Genomic DNA, 17,139 nt, shown 5'->3' on the forward strand with positions numbered 1-17,139 from the left:
TATGCGTAAGATAACAACCGCCGAGACACTGGCGGCGCAAATTCAGGACGGCGCAACCATTGCCATTAGCGGTAATGGCGGCGGCATGGTGGAAGCGGACCATATTCTGGCTGCTATTGAAGCGCGTTTCCTGCAAACCGGACACCCGCGCGATCTGACATTAATCCACTCACTGGGCATTGGCGATCGCGACTGCAAAGGCACTAACCGCTTCGCTCATGCAGATATGCTCAAACGCATCATTGCCGGACATTTTACCTGGTCGCCCAAGATGCAGGATCTGGTGAAAAACAATGCTATTGAAGCCTACTGCTTCCCTGGTGGCGTAATTCAGGCACTGCTGCGGGAGAGCGGTGCCGGACGTCCAGGGCTTTTTACCCACGTTGGGCTGGGATCGTTTGTTGATCCGCGCAACGGCGGCGGTAAGTCGAACGCCAGCACCACTGAGGATCTGGTAGAACTGATTGAAATCGACGGTGAAACCAAACTTCGTTATCGCCCTTTCAAAGTGGATTACGCGATTTTGCGTGGCACTTATGCCGATCCGCGTGGCAACGTCAGCCTCGAAGAAGAGGCGATTGATATGGATAGCTATTCCATGGCGCTGGCAGCACACAACAGCGGCGGTAAAGTGTTCGTACAGGTGCGCGATGTGCTGGAAGCTGGTGCCATTGAACCACGCCGGGTCAAATTACCGGGCATTCTGGTTGATGGCATCGTTGAACACCGCGAACAACCGCAAACCTATCTTGGCGGTTACGACCTGACCATCAGCGGTCAGCATCGCCGTTTGAGTTCTAACGACGCTATTGAACTGGTTAGTCATCCGGTGCGCCGCCTGATTGCCCGTCGGGCAGCACGCGAACTGGTGGCTGGCGCTTCAACCAACTTTGGCTTTGGCATTCCCGGCGGCATTCCTGGGGTTGCACTGCGCGAAGGCGTGCCTTATCAAAGTTTATGGCTGAGCGTCGAGCAAGGCGTGCATAACGGTATGATGCTGGATGATGCTCTGTTCGGCTGCGCCCGTAACGCCGATGCCATTATTCCATCACTCGATCAATTCGAATTCTACAGTGGCGGAGGGATCGATATCACCTTCCTCGGCATGGGAGAGATGGATCAGTACGGTAACGTCAACGTCTCCCATCTCAATGGCAATCTCATTGGCCCCGGCGGATTTCTCGAAATTGCGCAAAACGCCCGTAAAGTGGTGTTCTGCGGCACGTTCGACGCCAAAGGTAGCAAGATTGATGTAACGCCAGATGGCTTGCATATTGCCCAGTCAGGTCAAATCCCTAAACTGGTTACCCAGGTGGAAAAAATCACTTTTAGCGCCGCCTACGCACAGCAAAGCGGTCAGGAAGTGTTGTATATCACTGAACGTGCAGTATTCCAGTTAACGGCAGAAGGCGTTGAATTAATTGAAATCGCGCCGGGTGTGGAGATTGAGCGCGACATTCTGCCGCATATGGCCTTCCGTCCAATTATCAATCAGCCACGCCTGATGGAAAGTAGCCTGTTTACGCCGATGGAGGATGCATGAGCCAGCTTGATGACACCCTCCTTGATGCGCTGACGCATGTCACTTTCCCGAAGGGTTTTGCACAGGCAGAACCCGCATGGGTTGTCACGGTAGACGGTGTTGATTACCCACTCTGGCAAACAGATGCCCTGGTAGTCGGCAGTGGTGCAGCCGGGCTGCGTGCAGCTGTGGAACTTAAGCGCCGCCAGCAAAATGTGCTGATCGCCACCGCCGGGTTATATATGGGGACATCGGCATGTTCTGGTTCCGATAAACAGACGCTGTTTACCGCCGCTACCGCGGGCAACGGCGACAACTTCGCCAAACTGGCGGAAGCACTGGCGAGCGGTGGAGCGATGGATCACGACACCGCTTATGTCGAAGCGGTAGGTTCTCTGCACATTCTTGGCGGGTTGCAATATCTTGGTCTGGAATTACCGGAAGATCGCTATGGCGCAATTCTTCGTTATCAAACCGACCATGACGAAGCCGGGCGAGCAACCTCGTGTGGGCCGCGTACTTCTCGCCTAATGGTGAAAGTATTGCTGGAGGAAGTGCAGCGTCTTGCCATACCACTACTGACCAGTGCAACGGTGATTAAGCTCCTGCATCAGCATGGAGAGAATGGCGAAGATCGCGTTGCGGGGGCTATTCTCGCAACCGGTTCCCGCGCCTATAACCCTTGGGGGCTGGCTATTGTGACGGCGCCCAATGTGGTACTGGCAACGGGCGGACCGGGCGAGCTTTATCGCGACAGTGTTTATCCACATAAATGCTTCGGCTCGCTGGGACTGGCACTGGAAGAAGGTTTGACGCTAACCAATCTGACAGAAAGCCAGTTTGGTATTGGCACGCCACGCAACACCTTTCCGTGGAATTTGTCCGGCACCTATGTACAGGTGATCCCATATATCTATTCCGTAGATGCTGAGGGCAACGAGTATAACTTCCTCACGGATTACTATCGAACTACCCAGGAACTGGCTTCAAACATCTTCCGTAAAGGCTATCAGTGGCCGTTTCACGCCACACGAGTGATGGATTTTGGCTCCAGCTTGTTAGATATGGCAGTAGCGCAAGAGCAGCAATCAGGGCGTCAGGTATTTATGGATTTCAATCGCAATCCTGAACCTGTGCCGGGTGACATGCCGTTCTCATTAGATCGACTGGACGACGACGTTCGCGCGTATCTGGAAAATAACGACGCTCTGGCACCATCGCCCATCGAACGACTGCAACGAATGAATCCGCTGTCTATCTCGCTGTATAAGATGCACGGTTACGATCTCACCACGCAGCCATTGCAGTTTGCCATGAATAATCAACATATGAATGGCGGCATTGAAGTGGATATCTGGGGGCAAACCTCCCTGCCCGGCTGTTTCGCCGTGGGGGAAGTTGCTGGCACACACGGCGTCACTCGCCCTGGTGGTGCGGCATTGAATGCCGGGCAGGTTTTTGCTGTTCGTCTGGCACGTTTTATTGGTTGCACGCAAAAACGTAATATTGATGGAGATATAGCACAGCTGGTAGCTCCGGCACTGGCTTCTATAAGAGAGATCATTACTCAGGCGCACGATAACGGGACCGGGATGCCGTTGTCGATTGTGAGAGAAAAAATTCAGGCACGAATGTCTGACTATGCGGGATTTATTTGCCATGCCGATAAAGTTCGACGTGCCACTCGTGATGCCCTGCTATTGAGTGAATTTGTCCAACAGCATGGATTGGCAATCAAACATGTGGGCGAAGTTGCCGAGCTATTTATGTGGCGGCATATGGCATTAACATCCGCTGCGGTGTTAAGCCAGCTATCACATTATATTGATGCTGGCGGTGGTAGTCGTGGAGCGCGGATGATTATTGATCCACAAGGAGAATATCTTCCACAAACTCGTCGCGGCGCAATCGAAGATTGGCGTTTTCGCTCTGAACAAGCTGAAGATAAAAATCACAGACTAACTCTCTCCTTTTCACAAGGTTTATTTATTAATGAAATTAAGTTCTTGAGAAACTTACCGCATATTAAAGGTATTTACTTTGAGAAGAATTGGCCTGATTTTCTTAACGGAACAATTTATCAGACACGGCATGAATAATATTGCAAAGGTTAATCACTATGCGAAATATAATCAGATCTATTAATTCATTGCTTTCCACATTGAACATTACCATTTTGGCAATTATTGTGATGTGCGTTACATGGCAAGTAGTAGCACGATTTATCTTTAAAAGCCCCAGCATTTTTACAGATGAACTTAGTCGTTTACTATTTATTTGTCTTGGACTTTTTGGTGGTGCTTATACTGCCGGACAAAACCGACATCTGGCCATTGATCTTCTGCCAATGATGCTAAAAGGAAAATCCCGACGTTATTTATTCTTATGTATTCAGGCCATTGTTATTCTTTTTGCCTCTATCATTATGGTTTATGGTGGCGGGTTATTAACACTGGACACATTTGATTCAGGGCAAACTTCTCCGGCTTTAGGCTGGCAGATGGGATATATTTACATGAGCATTCCAATAAGTGGCATCCTTATTATTATATACACCATAGATACAGTTTTAACCGAACTTAAACAACCACTCTAAAATAAGTAGGGATGGAGAAAACATGGATTACTGGTTACCGATCATTGTGTTATTTGGTGCTTTCTTTTTTATGTTGGCATTAGGTGTTCCTATTGTCTATGCTATTGGTTTATCAACACTGGCATCAATTACTACACAACTCGATTTCAACTCAGCATTGAGTGTGGTTTCACAAAAGTTAGCCTCCGGGTTAGATAGTTTTACGTTGTTGGCAATCCCATTTTTTATTTTGTCTGGCAACATTATGAATCATGGAGGAATAGCGCGACGATTAATCAACTTTGCCCGTATTCTCGGCGGTCGTCTGCCAGGCTCACTTGCTCACTGTAATATTCTTGCCAATATGCTGTTCGGGGCAATTTCTGGTTCAGCTGTTGCTTCGGCGGCTGCGATGGGCGGCGTCATGCATCCACAGCAGGTTAAAGAGGGTTACGACCCGGCATTCAGTACCGCTGTTAACGTTGCCTCTGCACCGACAGGTTTACTTATTCCACCCAGTAATACGTTAATTGTCTTTTCACTGGTCAGTGGTGGTACTTCTATTGCCGCACTGTTCCTGGCAGGATATGTCCCGGGAATTTTATTGGGCCTGGCGCTGATGACTGTGGCTGGTATTATCGCGGTACGCCGGGGTTATCCAAAACCAGAACGTCCGACTTTGCGCCAGGCTGGAGTGGCAATATGGATGGCGATCCCCAGTATTTTCCTGATTGTATTAATTATGGGTGGTGTACTAAGCGGTATTTTTACCCCGACAGAAGCATCTGCAATTGCGGTAATTTATACCCTTTTCCTTGCACTGGTTCTTTATCGTGAAATATCAGTTAAAGATTTACCTAAGATATTTCTTGAGTCCGTCATTACCACTGCAATTGTCTTGTTGTTAATTGGTTCTTCAATGGGAATGTCATGGGCAATGTCAAACGCTGACGTTCCCTTCCTGATTCTCGATTTGCTTAACACTATTTCTGATAATCCAATAATAATCCTGCTTATTATCAATATTATTCTGTTGATTATCGGCACATTTATGGATATGACACCGGCAGTACTGATTTTTACGCCGATATTTTTACCCGTTGTCACCGAACTGGGCATGGACCCGATTCACTTTGGTATTGTCATGGTACTGAACATGTGTATCGGTATTTGTACTCCGCCTGTAGGCAGTGTGTTATTTGTCGGTTGTAGTGTATCTAAATTACCGATTAATAAAATTATCAAACCTATGCTGCCCTTCTATGCCGTGATGGTATTGGTGCTGGCTATGGTGACCTATATTCCGCAAATCAGTATGGCATTGCCAAGAGCACTGGGCTACTGATGAGCATTCACTGGCGGCTCCTGCCGCCATATTTATTAGAAAAGGAACATCTATGAAAATAAAAGTATCCGCTGGCATTATCGGTCCTGTGCTTATGCTATCCGCAAGCCAGTCCTGGGCAGTAACATTAAAACTTAGCCATAATCAGGATAAATCTCATCCTGTTCATAAAGCGATGGAGTTCTTTGCAAAAAAAAGTAAAGAGTACTCTAACGGTGATATTACTATTCGTATTTATCCAAATGGAACATTGGGTACTCAACGAGAAACAATGGAGCTGATTCGTTCTGGTGCTATTCCGCTGGTAAAAACCAATGCGGCGGAGATGGAAGCCTTCGAGAGTTCGTATAAAATATTTAGCCTGCCTTATTTGTTCCGCGATCGTGATCATTATTATCAGGTCATGCAAGGCGATATCGGAAGGAAAATCCTCGACTCAACGAAAAACAAAGGTTATTTCGGTCTGACTTTCTATGATGGAGGCGCCCGCAGCTTCTACGGCAATAAACCGGTGCTGAAACCAGACGATCTCAAAGGAATGAAAGTTCGTGTCCAGCCAAGCCCAGGGGCAGTTGAGATGATCAAAGTCATGGGAGGTAACCCAACACCGCTGGATTATGGAGAGTTGTACACAGCATTGCAGCAAGGTGTGGTTGATATGGCGGAAAACAGTGTGATGGCGCTGACCACCATGCGCCACGGTGAAGTAGCAAAATCCTTCAGCCTTGACGAACACACTATGGTTCCTGATGTGGTTCTAATGAGCAATGCTTCGTTTGATAAGCTTAGCCCGGAAAATCAGGCAGCTATATTAAAAGCAGCTAAAGAATCAATGAGCTACATGAAAGACTTGTGGAGCGAGGAAGAGAAAAAAGAATTCGCTAAACTGGATCAAATGGGCGTGAAAGTCTACAAGGTTGATAAAGCACCGTTTATCGAGAAAGTGCAGCCGATGTACGCAGCCTTTGCTAAGGAAAACCCTGCTCTCGCCCCAATGCTAACTGATATTCAGGCGACTAAGTAATTATCTTAATAGGGCTGCTTATTGTGGCCCTTAGCAATATCTACAAGCGCTCGCTATAAAAGCAAAACGCCGACACAAGGTCGGCGTTTTTACGTCTCGTTGAATAACGAATTATTCAGCTACTACGTTTACGATCACTTTCGCGAATACTTCGCTGTGAACCTGGAAGCTCACTTCGTGTTCGCCAGTGGTACGCAGAACGCCGTTCGGCAGACGAACTTCGCTCTTAGCCACTTCAACGCCAGCTGCAGTTACAGCGTCAGCGATGTCGCGAGTACCGATGGAACCGAACAGTTTACCTTCGTCGCCAGCTTTAGACGCGATGGTAACAGTTTCCAGTGCATTGATTTTCTCAGCACGAGCATTAGCAGCTGCCAGAACTTCAGCCAGTTTAGCTTCCAGTTCAGCGCGACGTGCTTCGAAGAATTCAATGTTTTTCTTGGTAGCTGGAACAGCTTTACCCTGCGGTACCAGGAAGTTACGAGCATAGCCCGCTTTAACGTTTACCTGATCACCCAGGCTACCCAGGTTTGCTACTTTATCAAGCAGAATAACTTGCATTACCTTATCCTCTCAAAGTCGTATTAATGGACCGTGACCGATTACTGATGGCGATCAGTGTACGGCAGCAGGGACAGGTAGCGAGCGCGTTTGATAGCGCGAGCCAGCTGACGCTGGTATTTTGCACGGGTACCGGTGATACGGCTTGGGACAATCTTACCGCTTTCGGTGATGTAGTTTTTCAGCGTAGCGATATCTTTATAGTCGATCTCTTGAACGCCTTCCGCGGTGAAACGGCAGAACTTGCGACGACGGAAATAACGTGCCATATGGCTAGTCTCCAGAATCTATCAATTCAATCTGCTCGGCATGCAAAACCATTTTGCTCAGACCGTTCTTTGCCTTGTGGCATGAAATGAACCCCTGAACGGTTATGCGACTGCCGACCGTTATACTGTGAGTAATGGCCTGGTTTTCGTGTCCGCTAACAATAACGGGCATTTGACACCACGCCTGCCGGTGAAAGCCGGCTTCCTCCTGCACAGAACGATGCTCAAGCACGAACTGGCAGTGAGGAATTCCTGATGGACTGACCTTTCGAAGGGGAGTCCTGCACACGGTGCCGGACAACACCAGACGGTTGGTCATCAGAAATTACTCTTCAGAATCCCCAGCTTCAGCATCATCAGCGGTTTCGTTTGCGAAATCATCGCGACGCTCACGGCGCTCGTCTTTCGCTTTAACCATCGGAGATGCTTCGGTAACAGCGTGCTTGGTACGCATAACCATGCTGCGGATAACGGCATCGTTGAAGCGGAAGGTAGTTTCCAGCTCATCGATCACTTCCTGCGGAGCTTCAACGTTCATCAGAACGTAGTGTGCTTTGTGCAGTTTGTTGATCGGGTAAGCCAGCTGACGGCGGCCCCAGTCTTCCAGACGGTGGATCTTGCCTTCTGCACCAGTGATGGCAGCAGTGTAGCGCTCGATCATGCCCGGAACCTGTTCGCTCTGGTCAGGATGGACCATAAAAACGATTTCGTAATGACGCATCGAATTGCTCCTTACGGATTATTCAGCCTCCTGTCTGGGTCAGCCGAATCCCGGGGAGGCAAGGAACGTGTTAAAGGTCGGCTGAAAAATGACGCGTTATAGTACTGACATACCCCGCTAAACTCAAGGCCAGCCGACAAATAAATCTCATCTTTCACCAAATCGTACTAACACGCTGATTTGAAGTTCATCACACTTCATCATGGTGTTTTTTTGAACAACTGCATCAGAAATGGTCACCATCCACTTCTTTATCATTGATTAAAATTAAATCAGAAGAGCATCACAGAGGAGAGCACACAAAGTCAGCCGTTGAGGAGGTATCTATGTTCAGTCGTGTTTTAGCCCTTCTGGCTGTGCTTTTGCTAAGTGCAAATACATGGGCAGCCATTGAAATTAATAACCACCAGGCCAGAAATATGGACGATGTGCAAAGCTTAGGCGTGATTTATATCAATCATAATTTCGCCACTGAAAGCGAAGCGCGTCAGGCATTAAATGAAGAGACAAATGCGCAGGGCGCAACGTACTACCACGTGATTCTGATGCGGGAACCGGGGAGTAACGGCAACATGCACGCCAGCGCGGATATTTATCGCTAGCACCAGGTATAACCAACGAAACATTGCCATAGTTTGCTTTGCCCCCTTCTCAGGGGGCTTTTTTTGAAAAACGGCTGCGGACTTAGACCAGTTATCTCCCGAAGAAGGAAATTTCCGCAGCGCGTGTTTTACTTCTGCCCGTAATAGGCGTTAGGACCGTGCTTCCGCATGAAATGTTTATTCATGAGATAGCTGTCGATGTGATTCAGTTGTGGGTTAATGCCGCGGGCAATCCACGCCATTTTCGCCACTTCTTCCATCACCACCGCGTTATGCACCGCATCGTGAGCATCTTGCCCCCAGGCGAATGGCCCGTGCTGATACACCACAATTCCCGGCGTATGCAGCGGCTCGGCGTCACCCAGCGTTTCGATAATCACTTTGCCAGTGTTTAGCTCGTATTCCCCCTGCACTTCTTCTTCACTTAACCCACGCGTACACGGGATATCGCCAAAGAAGTAGTCAGCGTGCGTGGTGCCTAATGCCGGGATCGCCAGCCCCGCCTGCGCCCATGCGGTGGCATGCGTGGAGTGGGTATGGACAATGCCGCCAAGCGACGGATAACGGCGGTAGAGTTCAAGATGCGTCGCAGTGTCGGAAGACGGACGATACTCCCCTTCCACCACCTTGCCGCTAATATCAACCACCACCATATCGTCTGCTTTCATGGTTTCGTAGGCGACACCGCTGGGCTTGATCACCACCAGCCCGCGTTCGCGGTCAATGGCGCTGACGTTACCCCAGGTAAAGGTCACCAGCCCGTAACGCGGCAGATCCATGTTGGCTTCAAATACCTGCTGTTTCAGCTTTTGCATTATGCCGCCTCCACCATGCCTGCTTTAGCCATGCGCGCTTTCACCCAATCACGCGCTTTCGCCACTTCTGCCGCCGGGTCTTCCGCCGTTTCGCTCCACATCTCAATCAGGTACGGCCCGCAATAGCCACTCTGTTTGAGCGTTTCAAAGCAACGTTCGAAATCCACTACGCCTTCGCCAAATGGCACGTTTTTGAAGACGCCTGGTTTAGTGTCTTTCACATGCACCGCAACGATGTGCCCGATTCCGGCCTGCAATTCCATCTGCACGTCGTTATCCCACGCCGATAAGTTGCCGATATCCGGGTAGAGCTGGAACCACGGGTTGTTAAGATAGTGCGCGTAACCCAGCGCCTTGCTGATGGAGTTCATCAACGGGTAATCCATGATCTCCATCGCCAGCGTCACCTGCGCGCGGCTTGCCATCTCAACGCTCTCTTTCAGGCCGTCACGGAAACGACGACGCGTTTCGTTATTGGCTTCCTGATAGTAAACGTCGTAGCCCGCCAGTTGGATCACGCGAATACCGACATCCTGGGCGAACTGGATAGCTTTGCGCATAATCTCCAGCCCCTGCGCCCGCACTGCGTCATCTTCGCTGCCCAGCGGGAAACGACGATGAGCAGAAAGGCACATGGACGGTACGCGCACGCCGGTTTCAACAATCGCGTTCACCAGCGCCAGACGCTGCTCGCGGCTCCAGTCAAGGCGCGAGAGGCGATCGTCCGTTTCATCTACCGACATCTCGACAAAATCGAAGCCTAACGTTTTTGCCAGTTGCAGCCGTTCCAGCCAGCACTCCCCGGCGGGGAGCGCTTTTTCGTAGATGCCAAGCGGGATTTGTTTGGACAACATATCCGCTCCTTAGCCCCACAGTTCGGCGATGGAACGTTTGAACTGACGCGCGGCTTCAACCGGAGAGGCGGCATCACGGATACTACGCCCAGCGATAAACACATGAATCGGAATGCCTTTGAACAGCGGCAGGTCTTCCAGCGCCAGGCCACCGGTGACGGTGACTTTGAAGCCCATATCGGAAAGACGTTTGATCGCGGTGATATCCGCTTCGCCCCACGCCACGCCTGCGGCCTGCGCGTCACGGCTGCGGTGATAAACCACCTGCTGGATACCTGCGTCGCGCCACTGCTGCGCCTGTTCCCAGGTCCAGTAACCGGTCAGTTCGATCTGCACGTCGCCATTAAACTCTTTTGCCACGTCCAGCGCGCCTTTGGCGGTGTTGATATCTGCACAACAAATCACGGTCACCCAGTCAGCGTTGGCTTCGAAGCACATACGAGAAAGGATTTTTCCGGCATCGGCGATTTTGGCGTCTGCCAGCACGATTTTGTGCGGATAAAGCGCTTTCAGATCGCGAACCGCACGCACACCTTCGCCCACGCACAGAATGGTGCCCACTTCGATAATGTCGACTTCTTCGGCAATCAGGCGAGTGGTTTCGTAGGCGCTAGCCATAGTCTGGTTGTCCAGCGCGACTTGCAACATCGGTAATGACATTTTCAATTCCTTCTTAAGCAGCCGCGTTGGTGCGGTCAATGAGATCCAGGACTTCCTGCTCAGTACGGCAGGCGCGTAAACGGTCGAAATTCTCTTCATCTTCAAACAGGTTGACGATCTGCATGATGCCCACTTCCTGATGCGTGTTGGCATCGACCGCCGCCATCGTGATGAGGATATCCACCGGGTCGTTATCTTCGTGGTTGAACTCCAGCGGCTTTTTCAGCGTCACCAGCGCAAAGCCGGTTTTCTTAACGCCCTCTTCCGGGCGACCATGCGGCATTGCCAGGCCCGGTGCGAGCACAAAGTACGGGCCGTGCTGTTCAACCGCATCCAGAATCGCCTGGTAGTAACGCGGCTCGACAACATCCGCCGCCACCAACAGGTCAACGCCGATTTTCACTGCGTCCTGCCATGTCTCAGCTTCAGCCTGCAGACGGATAGATTTATTCTCCGCCAGCGAATCACGTAATTTCATAGCGCGCCCTTACTTCACGTCCTGCGGGAAATGTTCTTTGATCACTTCCAGCAGTTTCGGGCCAAAGTCAGCAGGAGAGAGCATGTTGCGCACGCCAACGACATATTTGTTGCCGGTCACGGTGATTTCGCCCGCGATGTGCGTAGAAGCGATGATGATATCCGCGCCGCTCAACTCGCTTTTGTATTCACCAACCGCGCAGCTGTTTACCGTGTGGTCGATGTTCGACTGGGTTAAAAACTGGTCCACTTTCATTTTCATGATCATGGAACTGCCTTGTCCGTTACCACACACAGCCAGAATACGTACGGTCATAATCAAAACTCCTTATTAAGCAGACTGTTCTGCCAGTTGTTTTTCTGCATCTTCTTCTGCGCGCAGCGCGCGGCCAGCGAAGAACATATAAGCCAGTGCAATGACAATGATGACGGCCATAAAGGCGATGCCGATGGAGAAGAAGCCCTGCATCATCGGTGGTGCCAGAATCGACCAGTCCGCCATGCCCATCCAGGCGCTCATACCGGTGAGTTTCACCGCCCAGACGCAACCAAAGATTTCAATCATCCCCATCACCAGACAAATCTTCAGCGCCGCGCGCCAGCCACCGAAGTGATTAGCAAACACGCCAATAGTGGCGTTAGAGAAGAACATCGGGATAAAGCCAGGGATAATCAGAATGGAAGAGCCGCAGGCGACCAGGATGCCAACTGCAATCAGTTGACCGATGGTGCCCCACATAAAGCCCCAGACCACAGCGTTCGGCGCGAAGCTATAGATGGCCGCACAGTCAATCGCCAGAACCGCACCGGGGATCAGGCGCTGGGAGATACCGTTAAACGCTTCAGAGAGTTCCGCCACAAACATGCGCACGCCCTGAGTGATGATGAAGATCGCCACCGCAAAGGAGAAACCGGTTTGCAGGATGTACACCGTCCAGTTCACTTTACCTGCCATCGCCTGCACGGTGTCGATACCGAAGGAGAGCAGAATGGCACCAAAGAAGATGGTCATGACAATCGCCGTGGAGACGATGTTGTCGTGGAAAATGTTCAGCCAGCCAGGCAGTTTGAGGTCTTCAACGCTCTCCTCTTTTTTGCCGAGGAAAGGCGCAACTTTATAAGCAATCCATGATGCAAACTGCTGCTGGTGACCGATGGAGAAACCACAGCCGTCCGTCACTTCCTGAGTCGGCTTATACATCATGTTGGAGGTAATACCCCAGTAGAGCGAAACCAGAATCGCGGTGCAGATAATGGTGGTCCACATGGAGTAACCAAAGATAAACAGCGTAACGGCAATCAGCCCCGCCTGCTGGAACATGATATGACCCGTCAGCATGATGGTACGAATACCGGTAATGCGACGCAGCAGCACGTAACAGATGTTCAGCGCCAGAGCCAGTAACACCGCGTAACCCACCCAGCTATAGGCATCGCCCATGCGCTCGATAGTTGCCATCATCGATGCGTAGGTATCTGAAATCGCACCGTTGATACCGTAGACTTCCGACATTTTCGCCACCACCGGTTTGAAGGTGCTGGTCAGGATGCCGGACCCGGCCTGCAACAACATGAAACCAATAATGGTTTTAATCGTACCTTTGATAATCACGCTGACGCTTTTGCGCAGCAGGATATAACCCAGACAGGTCACAATACCCAGCAGTAACGGGGCATTGGTCATGACCTGGTTAAAAAACACGGTAAAGATGTTGTAGAGGATCTCCATAACGATCTCCTGAAGAAGAGGTAACCGGGTATTCCACACACCCGGAATGTTGTGCACTCACTCTAATTTTCAAAAGTAATCACAACAAGATTATTTATGATTAAATGTGACGCGACCCGCAAATAATTCCACATAGAAAGCATGGAATTCACACAATGCAAAACTTATTAATTAAAATTCATGTAGTTAATTAAATATCACAATCCTTTTCATCTTTAATGCCTTAAAATCAACAACTACTCATCAGGCAAAAAGTCAAAAAATGGTCATTGCCTTCCTGAAAAAATAGTGTCAGGATTAATCAAAACCAATCAAATATTGATTTAAATTGAACTATCATGAAGGTAAATGGCGATGAGTAAAGTGAAAAGTATCACCCGTGAATCCTGGATCCTGAGCACTTTCCCGGAGTGGGGTAGCTGGTTGAATGAAGAAATTGAACAAGAACAGGTAGCTCCTGGCACATTCGCGATGTGGTGGCTAGGCTGCACCGGGATCTGGCTGAAATCGGAAGGTGGCACCAACGTTTGCGTCGATTTCTGGTGTGGTACTGGCAAACAAAGTCACGGTAACCCACTAATGAAACAGGGTCACCAGATGCAGCGCATGGCTGGCGTGAAAAAACTGCAACCGAACCTGCGTACCACCCCATTTGTTCTTGATCCGTTTGCGATTCGCCAGATCGACGCGGTACTGGCAACTCACGATCACAACGATCATATCGACGTCAACGTCGCTGCTGCCGTGATGCAGAACTGCGCTGATGACGTGCCATTTATCGGGCCGAAAACCTGCGTGGATTTGTGGATTGGCTGGGGTGTGCCGAAAGAACGTTGCATCGTGGTCAAACCGGGCGATGTCGTTAAAGTGAAAGACATTGAAATTCATGCCCTTGACGCGTTTGACCGTACTGCACTGATCACTTTGCCTGCCGATCAAAAAGCGGCTGGCGTACTGCCAGACGGCATGGACGATCGCGCGGTAAACTACCTGTTCAAAACGCCGGGCGGTACCCTGTATCACAGTGGCGATTCCCACTACTCTAACTACTATGCGAAGCACGGTAACGAGCATCAGATCGACGTGGCATTAGGTTCATACGGTGAAAACCCACGTGGTATCACCGACAAAATGACCAGTGCTGATATCCTGCGTATGGCAGAAGCGCTGAATACAAAAGTGGTTATCCCGTTCCACCATGATATCTGGTCAAACTTCCAGGCCGATCCGCAAGAGATCCGCGTACTGTGGGAGATGAAAAAAGATCGCCTGAAGTATGGCTTCAAGCCGTTTATCTGGCAGGTTGGCGGTAAGTTTACCTGGCCGCTGGATAAAGACAACTTCGAGTACCACTATCCACGCGGTTTTGACGATTGCTTCACCATTGAACCGGATCTGCCGTTCAAGTCGTTCCTGTAATCTGTCGTTTATACCGGATGGCGTGGAGAAGTTCGCGCTATCCGGCGTAGTATTTCCTGGCTATTTCAAATATCATCTAAAAAAATCAAATTTTATCGGAATAGCTCATGACTGAAGCACAAAGACATCAAATTCTCCTGGAAATGCTCGCACAATTGGGCTTTGTGACCGTTGAGAAAGTCGTTGAGCGTCTGGGAATTTCGCCTGCTACCGCTCGACGCGATATCAATAAACTTGACGAAAGCGGCAAACTGAAAAAAGTGCGCAATGGCGCAGAAGCCATTACCCAGCAGCGCCCACGCTGGACGCCGATGAATCTGCATCAGGCGCAGAACCATGATGAAAAAGTACGTATCGCTAAAGCAGCCTCGCAGCTGGTGAATCCCGGCGAAAGCGTCGTCATCAACTGCGGTTCCACCGCGTTTCTGCTTGGGCGGGAAATGTGTGGCAAGCCAGTGCAAATCATTACTAATTATCTACCGCTGGCGAATTACCTGATCGATCAGGAGCATGACAGCGTGATTATCATGGGCGGCCAATACAACAAAAGCCAGTCCATCACCTTAAGTCCACAAGGCAGCGAAAACAGTCTCTATGCCGGGCACTGGATGTTTACCAGCGGCAAAGGACTGACCGCAGAAGGGTTGTATAAAACTGATATGCTGACGGCAATGGCAGAGCAGAAGATGTTGAGCGTGGTAGGGAAACTGGTGGTACTGGTTGATAGCAGTAAGATCGGCGAACGTGCGGGGATGCTCTTTAGTCGTGCAGATCAAATCGATATGCTGATCACCGGCAAAAATGCTAACCCGGAAATCCTGCAACAACTGGAAGCGCAAGGGGTCAGCATTCTGCGTGTTTAAAGATGCTGGCGGAAAAATGTCACGGCAGCATCTAATGCCTCAGGCGTAATGCGGTGACGCACGCCTGGCTGCCATGAACAGGTTAGCTGTTTATCCCGTCCCGTCTCGCTTAAGGCCTGCTGCAAACGTAGTGATTCGTCGGCAGGCACGACGTCATCGTCAAGGCCATGCCACAGCAGTAGAGGTCTGTCACCAAGTTGTTCCAGGTGGTTTGTCGCTTCCCACTCTGCCAGCGGCGCGACAATGTTATTGAATTCATTCTGCTGTGCTGCCGTTTCAGGTATCAGCGGTGGAAACAGTGAACGGGCGAGCGATGTAAAATAGCCCGATCCCATCATGCTGGCGGTACATTTCACCGTGGGGTGGCGAGCGGTAATTCCCAGTGCCGTCATCGCGCCCATCGACGCGCCACCGACTGCCAGACGGTCAGCAAGCAGCCAGTTTTCTTCGGCTATTGCCGCACGTAAGGTAGTGAATTCCTGCATACTTTGTAGCAAAATTTGCCAAAATTGATTTAACCGCCGTGCTGCGTCGCCCCTAAAACGGCTACCGTGATCGGGCGCATCCGGCATGATCACCCGCAAACCAGCCTGCGCCAGCGCAACGGCAAAATAGCTATACACCAGACTGGACGAAGTAAAGCCGTGATAAAAAATCACGCACGGTAACGGGGTATCTTTTTGCCCGACAGGATAAGCATGAAGAACGGGAATATCTGCCAGCACGCGCGAGTCTATTTCAATCATCTGTCTCTCCTTTTTGTCTGGTATGACATGAAGAAATCCTTAGCACAAGTTTCTGCTGGCGGTATTAGTTCATAATGTTGAGATGTGGGTTACGCTTTCATCACGTTTTCATTCGAAAATCGCGTACCAGGTAACAATTCGGGAACATTCCCCCAAAGTTAAATTAATAAGGCACTACACTATGGTTAGCAGGAAACGTAATAGCGTTATTTACCGGTTTGCCAGTTTATTATTGGTGTTGATGTTAAGTGCCTGTAGCGCACTGCAAGGTACGCCACAGCCAGCACCGCCAGTAACGGACCATCCGCAAGAGATTCGCCGCGACCAGACGCAAGGGTTACAGCGAATAGGTAGCGTAAGCACGATGGTTCGGGGTTCTCCGGATGACGCATTAGCAGAAATCAGAGCGAAAGCTGTCGCTGCAAAAGCTGATTATTACGTTGTCGTCATGGTGGACGAAACCATCGTGACAGGACAGTGGTATTCACAAGCCATTTTGTACCGTAAATAAATCAGACAACTTACATAGTCAGCTTTACATTGCTTTGCGTCCCTATGCGTTTACCTGTGCACAATAAATTACCAGCTGGAAGCTCGGGCGTTTATTACCGCGATGGAATGCCCTGCAACATGTGGGGAAACGAAAAATGGAGCTGACGATGAAACAATTACTTGCCTCACCCTCGCTGCAATTAGTGACTTATCCTGCGAGCGCCACGGCACAGTCTGCAGAATTCGCCAGTGCTGACTGCGTGACGGGCCTGAATGAAATAGGTCAGATCTCGGTTAGCAATATTTCAGGGGATCCGCAGGACGTGGAACGTATCGTGGCGTTAAAGGCCGATGAACAAGGTGCATCATGGTACCGCATTATTACCATGTACGAAGACCAGCAGCCTGATAACTGGCGTGTACAGGCGATACTGTATGCGTGAGTGTCATCCGCAACAAATGAAC

Annotated in this window: 21 protein-coding genes; 10 read left to right on the top strand and 11 right to left on the bottom strand. The window is 50.1% G+C overall.

Features of this window, described 5'->3' with window-relative positions; genetic code table 11:
* Nucleotide 1 precedes the first annotated feature (1 nt).
* Genes FQ015_RS20585 through FQ015_RS20605 form a run of 5 tightly spaced genes read left to right on the top strand, consistent with a single transcriptional unit; the run spans nt 2 to nt 6,466 of the window.
* Nucleotides 2–1,543 carry an acyl CoA:acetate/3-ketoacid CoA transferase gene (locus FQ015_RS20585; RefSeq protein WP_160524435.1) on the top strand — a complete coding sequence of 514 codons (1,542 nt, stop codon included), beginning with the start codon at nt 2–4 and terminating at the stop codon, nt 1,541–1,543.
* Nucleotides 1,540–3,621 carry an FAD-dependent oxidoreductase gene (locus FQ015_RS20590; protein WP_160524436.1) on the top strand — a complete coding sequence of 694 codons (2,082 nt, stop codon included), beginning with the start codon at nt 1,540–1,542 and terminating at the stop codon, nt 3,619–3,621. The genes FQ015_RS20585 and FQ015_RS20590 overlap by 4 nt, the downstream gene beginning before the upstream one ends.
* A 20-nt stretch (nt 3,622–3,641) precedes the next feature.
* The gene (locus tag FQ015_RS20595) at nt 3,642–4,118 is read left to right on the top strand and encodes a TRAP transporter small permease (protein WP_001244360.1); all 477 of its coding nucleotides are present in this window, start codon (nt 3,642–3,644) and stop codon (nt 4,116–4,118) included.
* A 22-nt stretch (nt 4,119–4,140) separates the two neighbouring features.
* Entirely contained in the window at nt 4,141–5,442 is a 1,302-nt protein-coding gene (locus tag FQ015_RS20600; protein WP_115738421.1) for a TRAP transporter large permease, read from the top strand.
* A 52-nt stretch (nt 5,443–5,494) separates the two neighbouring features.
* Nucleotides 5,495–6,466 (top strand): TRAP transporter substrate-binding protein, encoded by a 972-nt coding sequence (locus FQ015_RS20605; RefSeq protein WP_160524437.1) that lies wholly within the window; start codon nt 5,495–5,497, stop codon nt 6,464–6,466.
* A gap of 111 nt (nt 6,467–6,577) precedes the next feature.
* Here the strand turns inward: FQ015_RS20605 and rplI are convergent, their stop codons facing one another.
* From rplI to rpsF, 4 genes are read right to left on the bottom strand one after another with little or no spacing between them, the layout of a single operon-like run.
* Entirely contained in the window at nt 6,578–7,027 is a 450-nt protein-coding gene (gene rplI, locus FQ015_RS20610; RefSeq protein ID WP_001196062.1) for a 50S ribosomal protein L9, read from the bottom strand.
* Nucleotides 7,028–7,068: 41 nt separating this feature from the next.
* Nucleotides 7,069–7,296 carry a 30S ribosomal protein S18 gene (gene rpsR / locus FQ015_RS20615; protein WP_000135199.1) on the bottom strand — a complete coding sequence of 76 codons (228 nt, stop codon included), beginning with the start codon at nt 7,294–7,296 and terminating at the stop codon, nt 7,069–7,071.
* A gap of 4 nt (nt 7,297–7,300) precedes the next feature.
* On the bottom strand, nt 7,301–7,615 hold the full coding sequence (priB, locus tag FQ015_RS20620) for a primosomal replication protein N (protein WP_001296681.1): 315 nt from the start codon (nt 7,613–7,615) through the stop codon (nt 7,301–7,303).
* A gap of 6 nt (nt 7,616–7,621) precedes the next feature.
* Nucleotides 7,622–8,017, bottom strand: coding sequence for a 30S ribosomal protein S6 (rpsF, locus tag FQ015_RS20625; protein ID WP_001216676.1), 396 nt, complete (start codon nt 8,015–8,017; stop codon nt 7,622–7,624).
* Between the two features lie 326 nt (nt 8,018–8,343).
* Between rpsF and yjfY the strand changes: the two genes are divergently transcribed.
* Nucleotides 8,344–8,619: a DUF1471 family protein YjfY gene (gene yjfY / locus FQ015_RS20630; RefSeq protein ID WP_000492917.1), complete on the top strand. Its 276-nt coding sequence runs from the start codon at nt 8,344–8,346 to the stop codon at nt 8,617–8,619.
* Between the two features lie 128 nt (nt 8,620–8,747).
* On the opposite strand, the gene ulaF is transcribed toward yjfY, so the two are convergent.
* The 6 genes from ulaF to ulaA are packed head-to-tail and all read right to left on the bottom strand — an operon-like array spanning nt 8,748 to nt 13,154.
* Entirely contained in the window at nt 8,748–9,434 is a 687-nt protein-coding gene (ulaF, locus tag FQ015_RS20635; protein WP_088541521.1) for an L-ribulose-5-phosphate 4-epimerase UlaF, read from the bottom strand.
* Complete coding sequence (gene ulaE, locus FQ015_RS20640; protein ID WP_000949498.1) at nt 9,434–10,288, bottom strand: L-ribulose-5-phosphate 3-epimerase UlaE; 855 nt, start codon at nt 10,286–10,288, stop codon at nt 9,434–9,436. The genes ulaF and ulaE overlap by 1 nt, the downstream gene beginning before the upstream one ends.
* 9 nt (nt 10,289–10,297) lie before the next feature.
* Entirely contained in the window at nt 10,298–10,948 is a 651-nt protein-coding gene (gene ulaD, locus FQ015_RS20645; RefSeq protein ID WP_000056740.1) for a 3-keto-L-gulonate-6-phosphate decarboxylase UlaD, read from the bottom strand.
* 13 nt (nt 10,949–10,961) lie between these two features.
* Entirely contained in the window at nt 10,962–11,426 is a 465-nt protein-coding gene (gene ulaC, locus FQ015_RS20650) for a PTS ascorbate transporter subunit IIA (protein WP_000776505.1), read from the bottom strand.
* A gap of 9 nt (nt 11,427–11,435) precedes the next feature.
* On the bottom strand, nt 11,436–11,741 hold the full coding sequence (gene ulaB / locus FQ015_RS20655) for a PTS ascorbate transporter subunit IIB (protein WP_000218362.1): 306 nt from the start codon (nt 11,739–11,741) through the stop codon (nt 11,436–11,438).
* Between the two features lie 15 nt (nt 11,742–11,756).
* A complete protein-coding gene (gene ulaA, locus FQ015_RS20660) occupies nt 11,757–13,154 on the bottom strand; it encodes a PTS ascorbate transporter subunit IIC (RefSeq protein ID WP_000404886.1) in 1,398 nt (465 codons plus the stop codon).
* Nucleotides 13,155–13,508: 354 nt separating this feature from the next.
* Between ulaA and ulaG the strand changes: the two genes are divergently transcribed.
* Both ulaG and ulaR read left to right on the top strand, forming a co-directional pair.
* The gene (ulaG, locus tag FQ015_RS20665) at nt 13,509–14,573 is read left to right on the top strand and encodes an L-ascorbate 6-phosphate lactonase (protein WP_001353507.1); all 1,065 of its coding nucleotides are present in this window, start codon (nt 13,509–13,511) and stop codon (nt 14,571–14,573) included.
* 107 nt (nt 14,574–14,680) lie between these two features.
* Nucleotides 14,681–15,436, top strand: a complete 756-nt coding sequence (gene ulaR / locus FQ015_RS20670; RefSeq protein WP_000133631.1) for an HTH-type transcriptional regulator UlaR — start codon at nt 14,681–14,683, stop codon at nt 15,434–15,436.
* Here ulaR and yjfP read toward each other — a convergent pair.
* Nucleotides 15,433–16,182, bottom strand: a complete 750-nt coding sequence (gene yjfP / locus FQ015_RS20675; protein ID WP_088541524.1) for an esterase — start codon at nt 16,180–16,182, stop codon at nt 15,433–15,435. The genes ulaR and yjfP overlap by 4 nt on opposite strands.
* A 181-nt stretch (nt 16,183–16,363) precedes the next feature.
* Here yjfP and bsmA point away from each other — a divergent pair, with 181 nt between their 5' ends.
* Complete coding sequence (bsmA, locus tag FQ015_RS20680) at nt 16,364–16,693, top strand: biofilm peroxide resistance protein BsmA (RefSeq protein ID WP_000254636.1); 330 nt, start codon at nt 16,364–16,366, stop codon at nt 16,691–16,693.
* Between the two features lie 148 nt (nt 16,694–16,841).
* Nucleotides 16,842–17,117, top strand: coding sequence for a DUF1471 family protease activator YjfN (yjfN, locus tag FQ015_RS20685; RefSeq protein WP_000811566.1), 276 nt, complete (start codon nt 16,842–16,844; stop codon nt 17,115–17,117).
* Nucleotides 17,118–17,139 lie beyond the last annotated feature (22 nt).

It is taken from the genome of Escherichia sp. HH26CH (genome assembly GCF_009820205.1).
Classification (GTDB): Bacteria; Pseudomonadota; Gammaproteobacteria; order Enterobacterales; family Enterobacteriaceae; genus Escherichia; species Escherichia coli_F.

Excerpts from the sequence above, each read along its gene's own strand:
- ulaA (WP_000404886.1), bottom strand. The coding sequence starts at position 13,154 with ATGGAGATCCTCTACAACATCTTTACCGTGTTTTTTAACCAGGTCATG.
- yjfP (WP_088541524.1), bottom strand. The coding sequence starts at position 16,182 with ATGATTGAAATAGACTCGCGCGTGCTGGCAGATATTCCCGTTCTTCAT.
- ulaR (WP_000133631.1), top strand. The coding sequence starts at position 14,681 with ATGACTGAAGCACAAAGACATCAAATTCTCCTGGAAATGCTCGCACAA.
- ulaG (WP_001353507.1), top strand. The coding sequence starts at position 13,509 with ATGAGTAAAGTGAAAAGTATCACCCGTGAATCCTGGATCCTGAGCACT.
- ulaE (WP_000949498.1), bottom strand. The coding sequence starts at position 10,288 with ATGTTGTCCAAACAAATCCCGCTTGGCATCTACGAAAAAGCGCTCCCC.
- rplI (WP_001196062.1), bottom strand. The coding sequence starts at position 7,027 with ATGCAAGTTATTCTGCTTGATAAAGTAGCAAACCTGGGTAGCCTGGGT.
- yjfY (WP_000492917.1), top strand. The coding sequence starts at position 8,344 with ATGTTCAGTCGTGTTTTAGCCCTTCTGGCTGTGCTTTTGCTAAGTGCA.
- FQ015_RS20590 (WP_160524436.1), top strand. The coding sequence starts at position 1,540 with ATGAGCCAGCTTGATGACACCCTCCTTGATGCGCTGACGCATGTCACT.
- ulaF (WP_088541521.1), bottom strand. The coding sequence starts at position 9,434 with ATGCAAAAGCTGAAACAGCAGGTATTTGAAGCCAACATGGATCTGCCG.
- ulaC (WP_000776505.1), bottom strand. The coding sequence starts at position 11,426 with ATGAAATTACGTGATTCGCTGGCGGAGAATAAATCTATCCGTCTGCAG.
- ulaB (WP_000218362.1), bottom strand. The coding sequence starts at position 11,741 with ATGACCGTACGTATTCTGGCTGTGTGTGGTAACGGACAAGGCAGTTCC.
- yjfN (WP_000811566.1), top strand. The coding sequence starts at position 16,842 with ATGAAACAATTACTTGCCTCACCCTCGCTGCAATTAGTGACTTATCCT.
- rpsF (WP_001216676.1), bottom strand. The coding sequence starts at position 8,017 with ATGCGTCATTACGAAATCGTTTTTATGGTCCATCCTGACCAGAGCGAA.
- FQ015_RS20585 (WP_160524435.1), top strand. The coding sequence starts at position 2 with ATGCGTAAGATAACAACCGCCGAGACACTGGCGGCGCAAATTCAGGAC.
- priB (WP_001296681.1), bottom strand. The coding sequence starts at position 7,615 with ATGACCAACCGTCTGGTGTTGTCCGGCACCGTGTGCAGGACTCCCCTT.
- FQ015_RS20595 (WP_001244360.1), top strand. The coding sequence starts at position 3,642 with ATGCGAAATATAATCAGATCTATTAATTCATTGCTTTCCACATTGAAC.
- rpsR (WP_000135199.1), bottom strand. The coding sequence starts at position 7,296 with ATGGCACGTTATTTCCGTCGTCGCAAGTTCTGCCGTTTCACCGCGGAA.
- FQ015_RS20600 (WP_115738421.1), top strand. The coding sequence starts at position 4,141 with ATGGATTACTGGTTACCGATCATTGTGTTATTTGGTGCTTTCTTTTTT.
- bsmA (WP_000254636.1), top strand. The coding sequence starts at position 16,364 with ATGGTTAGCAGGAAACGTAATAGCGTTATTTACCGGTTTGCCAGTTTA.
- ulaD (WP_000056740.1), bottom strand. The coding sequence starts at position 10,948 with ATGTCATTACCGATGTTGCAAGTCGCGCTGGACAACCAGACTATGGCT.
- FQ015_RS20605 (WP_160524437.1), top strand. The coding sequence starts at position 5,495 with ATGAAAATAAAAGTATCCGCTGGCATTATCGGTCCTGTGCTTATGCTA.